At 42.4% G+C, this 13,885-nt stretch carries 8 protein-coding genes; 4 read left to right on the forward strand and 4 right to left on the reverse strand.

Going from position 1 to position 13,885, the window contains the following annotated elements:
• From AC1DU2_RS26880 to AC1DU2_RS26890, 3 genes are all read right to left on the reverse strand, one after another.
• Nucleotides 1-6,191 (reverse strand): beta strand repeat-containing protein (locus AC1DU2_RS26880; RefSeq protein ID WP_477388272.1); only part of this gene is annotated, 6,191 nt, incomplete at its 3' end.
• A 39-nt stretch (nt 6,192-6,230) separates the two neighbouring features.
• Complete coding sequence (locus AC1DU2_RS26885; protein ID WP_477388274.1) at nt 6,231-7,151, reverse strand: methionyl-tRNA formyltransferase; 921 nt, start codon at nt 7,149-7,151, stop codon at nt 6,231-6,233.
• 37 nt (nt 7,152-7,188) lie between these two features.
• Entirely contained in the window at nt 7,189-7,728 is a 540-nt protein-coding gene (locus AC1DU2_RS26890) for a phage tail protein (protein WP_477388276.1), read from the reverse strand.
• Nucleotides 7,729-8,190: 462 nt separating this feature from the next.
• On the opposite strand from AC1DU2_RS26890, the gene AC1DU2_RS26895 reads away from it, so the two are divergent.
• The 4 genes from AC1DU2_RS26895 to AC1DU2_RS26910 are packed head-to-tail and all read left to right on the forward strand — an operon-like array spanning nt 8,191 to nt 10,867.
• A complete protein-coding gene (locus tag AC1DU2_RS26895) occupies nt 8,191-8,784 on the forward strand; it encodes a hypothetical protein (RefSeq protein ID WP_477365359.1) in 594 nt (197 codons plus the stop codon).
• A gap of 11 nt (nt 8,785-8,795) precedes the next feature.
• Nucleotides 8,796-9,455 carry a hypothetical protein gene (locus AC1DU2_RS26900; protein WP_477388278.1) on the forward strand — a complete coding sequence of 220 codons (660 nt, stop codon included), beginning with the start codon at nt 8,796-8,798 and terminating at the stop codon, nt 9,453-9,455.
• A complete protein-coding gene (locus AC1DU2_RS26905) occupies nt 9,419-10,207 on the forward strand; it encodes a sensor histidine kinase (RefSeq protein ID WP_477365353.1) in 789 nt (262 codons plus the stop codon). The genes AC1DU2_RS26900 and AC1DU2_RS26905 overlap by 37 nt, the downstream gene beginning before the upstream one ends.
• A gap of 6 nt (nt 10,208-10,213) precedes the next feature.
• Nucleotides 10,214-10,867, forward strand: a complete 654-nt coding sequence (locus tag AC1DU2_RS26910) for a response regulator (protein ID WP_477388280.1) — start codon at nt 10,214-10,216, stop codon at nt 10,865-10,867.
• A gap of 91 nt (nt 10,868-10,958) precedes the next feature.
• On the opposite strand, the gene AC1DU2_RS26915 is transcribed toward AC1DU2_RS26910, so the two are convergent.
• Complete coding sequence (locus tag AC1DU2_RS26915; protein ID WP_477388282.1) at nt 10,959-13,766, reverse strand: outer membrane beta-barrel family protein; 2,808 nt, start codon at nt 13,764-13,766, stop codon at nt 10,959-10,961.
• Between the last annotated feature and the right edge of the window lie 119 nt (nt 13,767-13,885).

Here is a 13,885-nt window from a genome sequence, read left to right on the forward strand (position 1 = left end):
GCTGTTACAGAAACATGAACGGTGGTAGCTCCGGTTGCGTTCAGCGTTATCGGTGCTGATGCATTGCCGCTCAACACCAGATTGCCCTCAACCCTTATTACCGCGTTTGGATCTGCACTTGCAGCCGTAACACTTATGCTGGATGTTGAGGCCAGTACCGAAGTTTGATAATTTACCGCGCTGCTGCCTGTTATTGCTGTCAGCATAGAAGCTGGACTCAGGCTTAGTGAGCTCAAATTCCCATTGGTAGACAACCCAGCATTCGAACGGTTAACCGTTAGCGTATAGGTGCTGGTGGTACTGCCGTCCTGCGCCGTAACCACTATCGGGATAATGTTGGCGCCCGGAGTTAATGCTACCGTTGATGTGCCGGCAACATTGGTTGGCAAGCCATTAACGGTTATTGTTGCATTTTGGTCTGTAGCGGCCGGGGTTATGGTTAAAGAGTTGACCGACGATCCTACAGGGACGGTATAGGTCAGATTACTGGCATTAAATACCGGGCTTAATGTCCCAGTACTTAAGTTCAAGCTGGCAAGCGTGGCATCCGAAGATGTAGCTGCCCTGGTTATTGTTACACTGTATGTTTGGGTAACAGTTCCGCCAGCGGCATCGCCGGCCGTTACAACTATAGCAAAACTGTTGTCGCCTGCAATTAAAGGCACGGTTGCTGATGCGCCTATTAACGAACCATTAATGGTTATTACGGCGCCTGGATCTATTGCGGTTGGCGTGATTAAAACGCTGCCAACATTACCGCCTACCGAAGCGGTATACGTTGTGGTTGCACTGTTAAAGGCCGGGCTAAGCGTACCACTGCCAAGTGTTAGCGAAGCAAGTGTAGCATCGGGGGCCAAACGGGTTACATTTATGGCATAATTTTGAGTATTTACACCATCTGCGGCGGTTACCGTTACTCTTATACGGTTTGGCAGCCCCACGTTAAGCGGAACACTTGCACTTGGTGCACCGGCGCTAATAGTTGCGGCCCCTACGGTAACTGTTGCATCGACAGCATTGGCAACCGGAGTTACGTTTAAATTGCTAACGCTATAAGGCACCGACGCAGAATAGGTAAGTGTAGTGCCAACAAAAGCAGGGTTCAAGGTGCCGGCATTTAAAACCAATGAGGCGAGGCTGATATCAGCAAACGGCAACCTGTTCATGTGCAGCGTCGTTGTTGTTTGATGAACACCATCCGCTGCGGTTACAACCACATCAAAAGTGTTATCGCCTACATTTAACGGTAACAGATTTGTACTGGCATCATAAGCTAATGCAACGCCGTTAACAGTAGCTGTTGCACCATCGGCAGGGATTACAGGATGAATCCTCACCCCGGTTACTTTATTTGCGACAGTAAGCGGAGTAAGCGCATCAAAAGCAAAATTAAAGTTGTGACTATAGCCGGTAGCCGAAACAGACATTGCAGCTAAAGTAGCATTAGGCGACAGTAGCGGCGGTGGCGTACCTGCGCGTGTAAGCACCAGCGTATACGTTTTTGCAGTGCTGTTATCCTGCGGCGTAACTACTATATTAAAGGTATTTGCGCCGCCATGTAAAGTCATGGTGTAATTGGCAAACCTGGCTACCGCGGTTCCATTTATTTTCATGGTAGCATTCGGATCGTAAGAGTAAGCTGTAAGCGGCAAACCGGTGATGGTCGAATCTGCCAGGTCGGCAGTGTAATTTAATACGGCTGGATCAAACTGTTCATTTATGGTAGTAACGAACGGAATGGAAAGTGTCGACAGGTTATTATCTGACGATAGCGTACGGGTTACTGTTATGGTATAGGTATGTGTTGCAGTACCATCTTCAGATGTAACTACAATATTGTAAGTGTTAACGCCATAGTTAATTGTCGGCGTAACACCTAAATAATTTACAGGGTTACCGTTAAATGTAATAACAGCAGCGTTGTTTGTGCCGACAGGCACAAAGTTAAACTGTGATACATTGTTGGCTACTGTTGCTGTATAGTTATACGTGGTACTGCTAAATGGCTCATTAAACGTTAATACTGTAGTATTAAGCGACGATAAACTGGCATCTGACGATGGTGCCCTGGTTATGGTGATGTTATAATGTTTGATATCGCCGTTTTGAGCCACCCCGTCAACACTGATGGGATTGTCGCCAACGTTTAATGGAAAATGATAAGAGGTGGTTGCTGTTATTTTGATGGGACCTATTTGTGCATTGGCATCAACATCAGCAGCGGTTGCTGTAATATCTGTGCTGGTAACAAGATTACTTACGGCAGCCGTATACGTTGTTGTATTAGGATCAAACGACGGATTAAATGTAACACCACTTGTGATGATGCTACTTAGCAGCGTGTTTGTAGAAAGCGCCCTGTTTACAGTTACCAGGTAACTTTGTGTAGTTGTGCCGTCCTGGGCAGTTACAACCGTGGTAAAGTAATTGTCACCGCCATTTAAAGGCAAAGTAATTGCATAACCTGAGGTAAGCGCCATACCGTTTACAAGCATAGTGGCATTGCCCTGATGAACCACCGCCGTAAAATCAATTGATGTAGTGTTATGATCTACATTTACCGAATATTGATATGTTGCGGCATCAAAAGAGGTGTTTAACGTTCCCTGTGAGACCGATATGTTGGATAAAGCTGCATCAGAAGATAAAACTACTGTTAATGCCGAACCATTTGCGGGCGATTGTACAAAGCTATAATTATTGGCGCTTAAACCCGAGCCGTTAATAGGATAGCTTCCCTGCGGACTTGAGCCTGTTGCTGTTGATGTAAAGCTTAATGTACCGGTTGTGGCCGTAGCTTGTGTATCACCGTTGATAAAACCTGTTACGGTACCGGTAAAGGTTGGATTGGGCGCCAGGTAAGTTTTTGTTGCCGGGGTTGCTACGTAACTTAATAAGGCTTGACCAATGGTTAAGTTGTTCCCTGTATAATTTACTGTATAGTTATTATTTAATGCCAGGCTGCCCTGGTTAATATTATAGCTGCCCGCTGCCTCGCCTGCATCGCGTGTTAACGAGCCGCTAAAGGTTTCACCGTTTAGTAAAGCATCAGCGGTGTAGGTTAAAGCAGGATCTGTATCGCCATAAGTTTTACTTTTTGCAGCTGCCGTTACATTGATAGTTTTTTTGCTGATAGTAAGGTTACTGCCGGTATAATTTAAGGTGTAGTTGTTGCTTAAAGCAAGGCTACCCTGGCTAATAGCATAAATGCCCGATACTTCACCGGCTGCACGGGTTAATGTACCGCTGAAGGTATCGCCGTTGGCCAATGCATCGGCAGTGTAAGTTAAGGTTGGGTCGGTATCGCCGTAGGTTTTGCTTTTCGCATCGGCGCTAACGTTAATTATTTTTTTGCCTATAGTTAAATTTGAGCCTGTAAAATTCAGGTTATAGTTGGTAGTATTTAAAGCAAGCGTGCCCTGGCTAATAGCGTAAGTACCATTACTTTCGCCGGCAACGCGGGTAAGTGCGCCACTGAACGTATCACTAAAACCAAGGGCATCGGCGCTGTAAGTTAAGGCAGGATCAACATCACCAAAGGTTTTACTTTGCGCATTTGCGCTTACATTAACCGTTTTTTTGGTAATGGTAAGATTATCAGATATAATTGATATGGTGTAATACTGATCGGTAAATACTCCAGTTGTTGCATTTACCGGCCTTTTTGTACCAATGGTTAACGCGTAAACGCCAACATCCTCTCCTGCCGGCCTGCCAAATGTACCTGTCATACCTTCGCCAGGCGCAAGTGAGCCTACGGTAAACTGGTAAGGAAATCCGGGATCGGCACTGCCGTAAACTTTGGTAGCAGGTACAGGGTGCAGCGTTATAACTCTTTTGGTGATGGTTAAATATTCTGGTATATAAGTGATAACATAGTTATTGGTCTGATCGACACCGGTTGTGGCATTTACGGGGTGTTTGGTTCCTATGCTTAACGCGTATGTACCTGGGGTTTCGCCCGGATCGCGTACATATGAGCCTGCCATTCCGTCGCCACTTGCTAACGAGCCCACCCTATAATAATAAGGATAGTTGGGATCGACATCACCGTAAGATTTACTTGCAGGTGCAGGCTGAATACTGATGGCCCGCTTATTAACGGTTAAAACACCGGTCGCAAAAGAGAGTGTGTATTTGCTGGTGCTTAAAGCCAGCGTTCCCTGGGTGATATTATAGGTGCCAACATTTGTACCCGCATCGCGCGTTAACGCACCGGTGAAAGTATCACTGCCCACTAATGCACCCGAAGTTATCGCATAAGTTAACGATGGGTCGGCATCGCCATAAATTTTACTTGCAGCATTTGCAGTTACCGTTATTGAAGCTTTATTTACGGTTAAGGCCTGTACTACGCTGGTTGCCGCCAGGTTACTGGCATCGCCCGCTTGCGAGGCTGTAATATTGGCGGTACCTGGTGCAATAATGTGAATCTTACCACTCACTATAGTTGCCACAGCTGCATTATCGCTGCTATAGCTAACAGTTAAACCGCTGCTGGCTGTTGCGCCCGGCGCATAATCGGCATCGCCATATGTTTTTGAGGCTGTTGAAGCAAAAGTAATGGTTTGTGCAGTTTTAGCCCGGTTTACGGTTACTGTATAAGTCTTGGTAGAACCATCTTGCGCGGTTACCACAACCTGTTCGGTATTATCGCCTATATTTAAGTTGAAATTGGCAGATGCCGAGCCTGATGATACAATGGTGAGGTTAACTTTGATAGTAGCGTTGGCCTGGTTGCGTGTTGGTGTAATGGCAATTGTTGTTGTGCCGTTTGGTACCGAGGCTGTATAAGTAGTAGTACCCGAAGCAAATGTTGGGTTTAATGAACCACTACTTAAACTAAGCCCCGAAAGTGTGGCATCATTTGATAGTGTAGCAAAAGAAACCACCGAACCATAAGAAGTTCCGGCACCACTGGTTGCATAAGATCTTACATAATATGTTGTTGAAGCAGTAAGACCGGATATGCTTTGGGAAAAAGTTCCTGTACCTCCTGTACCAATTATTGTTTTAGTAACGCCAGTGCCACCAATAACCGGTGTTGTATTACTGCTGCTGTAAACAACACCATGTTCGGTTACGCTTGCATCACTACGCGTGGCATTACCACCTAACGTAGCAGAAGCAGATGAGAACGTTGAAATTGCGGCAGTGGCAATAATAGGACGCGCCGGAGTAAATAGTGCATAAACCCTAAGATAATTAGGTGTATTTTGTAAATTAGCATGGCTAAGCACCAGGCTTGTTGCACCTGACGTAAGATCAACGCCATATATACCTGTATCATCTAACCTGATGGTGGTAGAAGAACCATAATATCCCTCGTACACAAATGCACGATTGTTACCTGCATCTAATGTCATATACTGAGGGCATTTAACCACCGAAGATTTAATAACAATCTCGCCGCCGGTGCCACCCGGATGTATTTTTCTTAATGCATCGTTAGCAGATACATTTAATGGATCATTGTCGGACGTTATATAATAGATGTAATCCGTAATTGGATCGTAAGCAATGGCGTTTGCTATGTTAGATACAGGGGCATTGCCTGTTACTGTATTAGTCCCTAGGTCGAACGTTAATATTTTACGCGCACTAAAAAGTCCCTCATATATAAAAGCCCTGTTGTTAGGTATATCAAGCGCGAGCCATTGTGGCAGCGTAGCAAATCCAGACGCTAATGTGGTATTTTGAGTACCATCCGGCTTAGACCTATATATAGCATTTAGGGCAGCGGCACCGCCATTGCTATTTGTTACATAATATACCCAATCATTTACGGGATCATATTTAATTGCTGTTACTGACGGGCCGGACACCTGGATACCTGAAGGCAAGCTAATGGTGTTGATAACTGCGCCAGTACCCATATTCACCACGTTTATAATTCGGTTACCTAAAAAGCCATTATAGGTAAATATGCGGTTGTTGGGCGCGTCAACCTCCGCTAAAATAGGGTTAGGTATCGAACTGGTAACAACACCATCATTGCTCCCGCTGTAATCAACTTTCTTCAATACGTTTGCCGCATTAGTTGTATTACCCGTAGTACTATTTATAAGGTAATAAACCTGCGCCTGAGCACTTGAGATTATCCCAGACAATACCAACAATGATACAACAGTTAATAACAACCGGCTGCATCTGGTTATTGCTTTTCTAATGTAAGGTAAAGGTTTTTTCATGATTAGTTGTTAATTGTTCGTTTATATGTACGGGTCTCGTTATAATTTAATACTAAATGTTTGCCCTGTTTTTAAACCATAAAAACCTGCATGCCGGGCCGGGATACAAGTAGCACTTATATTGAAAAAGTTAATGCTTAGCGCTTTGTTATTTAGACAAGCTACATTAAACTTGTTATTAGCTATGGTAATTGTTCCTGGTTTAATATTTGCTGCTGCCAAAGTTATTTCGGCATCTAATATTTTCAGTTCGTACCCGTTTATCAAGGTGCTTGCCCCGTTATTCCACGACGAACAAGCTTTGATAACATTAAGGATTTCACTTGCCTCCATCACATCCCAGTTTATTATTACATCAGCCAGCTGGGGCCTTTTGTAATACCTGGCTTTGGTTTCGTCCTGTGTTTTTTTATCCGGCGTTTGCTTCCTATTTAGCTTAGCGAGTATTTGCGCTACCCCCCTCACCTGCAGCTGGCTAAATGCTTGGTTTATATAATTATAGGTATGGTATTCTTCATTCTTAATACTTTGTTCCCAAATAACTGCGCCGCTGTCCAGTTTATCGATTAGTTGGTGTATGCATAAACCTAATTCCGGTTCGCCATTTTTTAACTGCCAAAAAACCGGCGAAGGCCCCCTGTATTGCGGTAGTTTACCAAAATGTATATTGTATATTCCCTTTGGAACGCCACTTAATTCCCTTACATCAATTTTATGGCCGTACCCTGTTATGAAAATTATATCAGGTTCGTTTAGTTGTTGCCAGTTATAAAGCTCTTTTTTATCATCTTCTGCATAGAAAGATATATAGTTCATCCTGCAAAAACCGGCCATGTCATTTACGCTGATATCAGCATGTGCAGATTTCCCGAAGTATAATATAACCCCTGCTTTGATACTGCTTAGGTACGAAAGCAGGGGTATACATATTTTTGAATTTGATACAATACCAACTTTCATTGGGATGCATTAAATTTCATCAAAATTCCGTTCATTATTATGGTCTTGAAGGCCAGATACCTTGCCAGGCAATAATGAAATTGACAGCTAAATAAGGTGTTACTACATTTACGGGTTGGTTGCCACCCGTTGGCGATACTGTTGCAGGACTTAAGGTTGAATCAGGTGTTGCGTTCGACCAATTGTTTGTGCCTTCGCCGGTTGTAAGATCTACCGGAAGACCTGCAATAGAGTTACCATTAGGTTGTGGCAGGTTTCCAAGGGTTACAGTGTTAATTACGTGCGAGTGCGCCGGCATTTGTTGCGCAGATAAGGTAACGCTTTCGTTGCCTCCCAGTTGGCCGAGTTCATAACGTGATACATTTTTTCCTTGCCCGTTACCGGAGTGTATAGGCGCACGGCCACGAAGATCTGGTATTTGAAAAGTGCTCATACCATCACCACCGTAAGTAGTGCCTAATAAAGAAAAAAATGCACTGTACTGCGAAATTGGCAATGTTGAGCCATCGCAAAAAAACCACCCTTGGGGTGCAAAATTGCCGGCGAACATGCGGATTTCGCCAATGTAAGGTTCCATAGTGTTTGAATTTTAGGTTTTAGTTATAAGTAATTTTAGGTTTAGAATTGGTTAATTCTATTTAATTATCGGTAAATATATATTATTAAAATTTAATAAAAGCTTAATTCGTATTTGATAATCACAATAAAAAAATTATCGAATACCAACTTAAAAATCAATCACTTACAGTAAATTTACTATAAGCTAATTTACCTATCGAATAAAGCACAACATCGGTATTACAAAGCATTATTATTGCATATAAGTTACATTTAACTAAGAGTTTGAATTAACTAAAAAGAACGAACGTAATGTGTTTTGTATTTGCATCACTTCACAAATGTCTATTATAGTTAAAGGACAACATAGGGTATAATCAGCTTTTTTAAAGGTGTTTTTAGGGGTAAAAAAAGGTTTGATATAGATGTTGTGTTTCTACACATAATTAAGCACTTTCGATAAACTCAAATGAACAATATCATGAACCTAAAAATCACCCTAATTACATTTGCTTTTGCCGCTATTGGCTTTAGCGCATGTCAGCAAAAGCAGGCCACTACAACGGCAGCCGATTCCAACATACAGGCTAATCTTGATACCGTAGGGTATAAATTAGCTTTAGCCTATGTAAAAAACTATGAAAAACATGCCGGCAAGGCCGACTCAATTATTAAGCTTGATCAGAAACCCGACACCGTGAAAGTGCCTAATACCCGGGCTATCTGGTTCGATATTAAACGACTGAAAGCTTTAGTTGCAAAAATAGACACCGAACATGGCGATGGCATTCGTTTTTACCTCGCAACTTATCATAATGACTATCCAGGCACTTTTGTTGACGGCCACATTCCGGATAAAATGTATTGGGGTCGTAATACATTAATAATGGTATCAACCACACCGGTAATAAAAGACGGCAAAACGCTGCACTGGGACTACTACAACGGAAAACCGGCACCAGGGCAAAACAGTGGCTCGGGTGGTTTTATAGTAGGTACCCCACCAGAAAACCGCGGCGAGCAATGCCCACCTCCAAGCACCTGCAGCAGCATAGGTGCAACATTGGTACAATAATATTTAACCGCATGATTTTTATCACAATAAATACTGTTGCCGAATTTATTTGCTTCCTGGCCGCCCTTATTTTTCTATCAAACGAAAAAATAGCGGCCTGGAAGCTATTTATAGCTTACCTGCTATTAACCTGCATTGTAGAGTTTACAGGCATTTATATGAACAGGATAGCGCATATCTTCAATCATAATTTATATAATGTGTTCTTGTTATTTGAGTGTGGCATGGTAAGCTACACTTTATATAATTTATACAAACCGTATAAAGACACGCGTAAATGGCTGATTGCCTGGTACAGTATTTTTATGATAATATTTATTGCCGAGCTATTTGCTACCCATTTTAAGAGCTTTGTCTCAAATACGGCAACGGTAATGTCGGTAGTTTTTGTATTTGCATGCCTGTATTATTACTATCTTAAATTAAAAGATGAGCAGTTTGAACAGCTTGCTTTTTCGGCGCCTTTTTGGTGGGTAAGCGGCGCCTTGTTCTTTTACTTTGGCAGTACTACCTGCAATGTTTTTTTTGATTACATGTCAAAATCAAGTACCGTAGTTTATGGGCACTCCATCAGGTACTATATTTTTAATTTACTAAATATTATATTATACGCATTTTGGTCATACGCTTTTTTATGCAGGTATCTTCACAGGAAATCGTATTCCTCATAGGCCTTACTTCCCTCATTTTTTTAATTGCTCCGCTGTTTTTAATCATTTACGTAGTATCGTACAACCGTAAAAAGAAAAAACACCAGGAGGAGAAGCTACTGCTGCAAAAGACTTTTGAGAATGAGTTGCTTAAAACGCAGATGGAAGTACAGGAACAAACCCTTAAAACCATCGCCTATGACCTGCATGACAACATTGGTCAGTTATTAAGCATCACTACCATAACCCTAAGTTCTATCGACCTTAACAATACCAATAAAGCTGCGGAAAAACTGGCTTTTATTGAAGACCTGACAAGCCGCTCCATCAAAGAAGTAAAAGCCTTATCCCGCCTGTTACATGGCGAAGAGCTGGTAAACCGCGGACTGGCCGCTGCCATTGAATTTGAGCTGGAATGGCTGCAACGATCAGAGAAGTTTAAGATCAATTTTGAAAAACAAAACTTTAGCACATTTAATGCCGATAGCGGCAAGGAAACAATCCTTTTCCGCCTGTTCCAGGAGATTATCAATAACATTATACAACATGCCAAAGCAACCGAAATATTTATAACTTTAGAGCAGATTGAAAATTCATTTCAGTTAACAATCCGCGATAACGGGAAAGGTTTTGATGTAGAAGAAACATTGAAACGTAAAAACGGGATGGGCCTGCACAACATCACCAAACGGGCGGCGATGATAAATGGTAGTGCCTCAATCAACTCGGCTCCGGGAAGCGGATCAGAAATTATTATAAATATACCCTACTAAATATTAATGAACGCTGATAAAATAGATATAGTCATTGTTGACGATCATACCCTTTTTCGCCAGGGGCTGGTAAGCCTGCTTAGCGATTCGGGCAAAATAAATGTAATTTTTGATGCTGAGAACGGCCAGGACATGATCCAGAAGCTATCCCGTAACCCTTTGCCGGAAGTGATCCTGATGGATATTACCATGCCGCTGATGGATGGCTATGAAAGCACTAAATGGATTAAAGAAAACCATCCTGAAATAAAAGTACTGGCATTAAGTATGTTTGAAGAAGATAAGCCAATTATAGGCATGCTTAAAAGTGGTGCCGGCGGTTATATGCTCAAACAATCCCGGGCATCCGATTTAATTGATGCTATCACCGGTATTGCTAAACAATCATTTTATATTAATGAATTGGTGAGTGGCAAACTATTACGCAATATTCAAAACAATCAGCCTGTAAAAACCCAACAGGTTGAAGTAAATGCTAACGAATTAAAATTCCTTGAGCTTTGCTGCAGCGACCTCACCTACAAGCAAATAGCAGACATGATGAACCTGAGTCCGCACACTATCGACAATTACCGCGAAGCGTTGTTCCAAAAGTTTGAAACCAAATCACGTACAGGACTGGTAATTGCCGCGCTGAAGCAGGAGTTGATAAAGATATAAGGGGCCTCACCCTGCCCTCTCCCTTCTTGATTTTAAAGCTTCTTTTAAAGTCCTCTCGTTTGGAGAGGATTTAGGTGAGGCTGCTTGTCTCCTACTCAATAAAGCTTCCGTCCCCTCTCCTCTTCATTCGTTGCCCGTGGCGCATAGGCGAGCCTGTCCATTTCTGGAGGTTTAGCTTGGCGCTAAACATGAAATAACGGCTTTGAGCGTTGCTGAGGGTATTGGTTACCGAATTTTCGGTTGTTACCTGGTTGATAAAATTGTTTTGTTTTAAAATATCAAACACCTGGAACGTAAGCGTAAGGTTACGGCGCTTAAAAAACTGCTGTTCAATGTAAGCGTTAATTACCAATGGGTTACGTGTAAGATTTTGCGAAATCCCTTTTACGAAATTTTTGTTGGCGCTGTACCCAAAAGTAGCCGTGCGCCCGGTAAGGAAATAAAATTTGCCATCAATGGCTAAAGCCGTTGTGCTGATATTGGTATTTACCGAATGCGGCAATGTAAAATATGATTTTGCCACATCGTAGGAAACATATGGGTTAATTTCTACCGATTCACTTGGGTTTATTTGGGGGCCTAAGCGCTCATTAAAATGCCAGGTAGTGGTAAAGTTTTGCACGTTATTACTCATGGATATGCCATGCCCGTAATTAATTGTACCATTGAGCGATAAGTTATACTTACGATCGGCCAGTTGTTTTGAGATATTGTAGTTACCGCCAATGTTGTAACTGCCATTTAAGTTTATATAATGTGTTTCATTTTTTAAAGCACCAAGGGTATCAGCTATCTGCACTGTATTGGTAACAATCTGGTTTTTAATAAAGCTCACGTTAGCATTGGCCGATAGATTAAACTTTGAATCAATTATGTAATTATTGTATTGCAGGTTAATAGAGTTCCTGAATGATGGCTTCAAATCGGGGTTACCCACAACCGGGTTTTGCGGATTAGACTCATCGCGCACAGGCTGAATCTGGTTAAATGATGGCTCCTGTGGGCTGCCCGAGTAGTTCACCGAAAAACGCTCCTGCTTTGACCATACATACTGAAAACGCGCTATCGGGATTAAGTTAAAATTAGTGCGATGCGTACTTACTACCCCTCCGGTTATTTTTGTACCGTCTAAAACTGTTGGCACACCGGTAACGCCTAACGAAATATTGTATTTTTTTTGATTGATACGGTAGTTAAGTGCCAGTCGCGTCTCGGTAAACGAATATTTAAAAACATTGCTCAATGAATCAACCAGATTGCGACTGCCCAGCGAATCTATGTTATAGGTATAGGCCTGGTTATCATAACTGCGCGAATTTACCTGCGCATTAAACTCCAGTTGCGACACATCGGTTAGGGGCTCAACATAGGTAAAACTCGTCCTGAAGTTTTTACTCAGGTTACTCCGGCTAATGTGGCGGTTAACCAGTGAATCTTTTAAAACATGATTGGTAGAATCCTGGTAGTAAATAATATTATTATCCTGTTCGTTAACAGTTTCATTATCTGAGCGGTTGTAACTTACCTGAAACGACAGGTTGCGCTTTGGCTTTTTAAATAAATGCTGATAAAACACAATGGCACCCCAACTGGGTACAGTATTATTGCTACCGGTTAAACCTAAAATATCTTGGTGAATAAGGCCGGTTTTAAAACTTTGAGATGTGTTTGTTGAATTTACACCCGAGTAACTGAAACTGGGTGTCACTTTTAGGTAGTTAGCACTATCAATATTATACTCCAGTTCCAGGTTCACATTATGAGTTTTGTTATTATTTTGCGAGTTGGAGTTCCTGATAAAATTAGTGGTACCCAATGTGCTAAACTGTTGGCCATCGCTATGGTTAATAGAATTAACATCCCTGAAATTATAATTATAGCTGGTATTTATCTGAATCTTTTTGGTTAGATAGCTGCGGTAGCTGATATTAGGGCCGCCTGTTTTGGTAGTACCGCCGCTGCCGCCGCCGGTTCCGCCCGAAACGCCATTTACGGTGTTTACAAAACTGCCTATCAACCCTATCTGTTCGTTGCCGTTTATCCGCTGAAAAAACAAACGGTTATCATAACGATCGTCACTACCTGCACCCGCGCTTAACCGACCAACATTGCCTACCGATTTATCGGCCCTTGTAGTAATATTCAACACTTTTTGTGGGTCGCCATCTTTAATCCCTGTCCGGGCCGCCTGATCGCCATAATCATCAACAATCTGGATTTTATCTACAATGTCTGCAGGCAAATTTTTAATCGCTTGCGCTACATCGCCACCTATATAATCTTTACCATTCAGCCTGGCTTTTACTACTGCCTGCCCCTGGTGAGTAACCGTTCCGTCTTTGGCAACTTCTACACCCTCCATTTTCTTAATCAGCTCGTCAACAGTAGCATTCGGGCGAACTTTATAATCACTGGCGCGATACTCAACAGTATCAGTTTTGTAAGTAACACTTGGCTCACCGTTTATCACTACCTCGCCCAACATATGTTGCTGTGGTTTCAAAACAAAGGCATCCAGCTCCAGGCTGCGCGATTCGTCGTTGTTCAGCATCTTCCTTACTATCGTTTGAAATCCTACGCTGGTAACGGTGATGACAAACGTAGCCGATTTAACCTTCCCAAACCTGAACTTACCTGTTGGGCCGGTGCTGGTAACCATACTATCTGTAGCCGATACCAGCTTAATAGTTGCCCCTTCCAATTTTTTATCAGCAGTATCCTTAACTATCCCATAAACTTCCCTAAAAGGCAAAGGACCTTTTTGATCTTTCGTACCGCGTTGCCTTCCGAAGTTACCGGCGCCATTGTTCCCATTACCGTTACCACCTCCCCGGCGGTTTTGGGCATAGCCAATGGCAGCAAACGTCAATATAAATAAACAGAGTAAAGTTTTTTTCATGGTAAGGCAGATGTAGCTGGGTTAAGCCCGGAGTTAAAAAGTCTTAAGCGAGAAAGTTATTCGTTGCAAAACGATTTATAACTTAAGGCTATCGATTTAAACTTGTAAAACTGACAGGA

The organism is Mucilaginibacter sp. P4_C11 (assembly GCF_056402115.1).

Bases quoted from the DNA above. Each gene is read 5' to 3' on its own strand.
- AC1DU2_RS26915 (WP_477388282.1), bottom strand. From the start codon at position 13,766: ATGAAAAAAACTTTACTCTGTTTATTTATATTGACGTTTGCTGCCATT.
- AC1DU2_RS26910 (WP_477388280.1), top strand. From the start codon at position 10,214: ATGAACGCTGATAAAATAGATATAGTCATTGTTGACGATCATACCCTT.
- AC1DU2_RS26890 (WP_477388276.1), bottom strand. From the start codon at position 7,728: ATGGAACCTTACATTGGCGAAATCCGCATGTTCGCCGGCAATTTTGCA.
- AC1DU2_RS26900 (WP_477388278.1), top strand. From the start codon at position 8,796: ATGATTTTTATCACAATAAATACTGTTGCCGAATTTATTTGCTTCCTG.
- AC1DU2_RS26905 (WP_477365353.1), top strand. From the start codon at position 9,419: ATGCAGGTATCTTCACAGGAAATCGTATTCCTCATAGGCCTTACTTCC.
- AC1DU2_RS26895 (WP_477365359.1), top strand. From the start codon at position 8,191: ATGAACCTAAAAATCACCCTAATTACATTTGCTTTTGCCGCTATTGGC.
- AC1DU2_RS26885 (WP_477388274.1), bottom strand. From the start codon at position 7,151: ATGAAAGTTGGTATTGTATCAAATTCAAAAATATGTATACCCCTGCTT.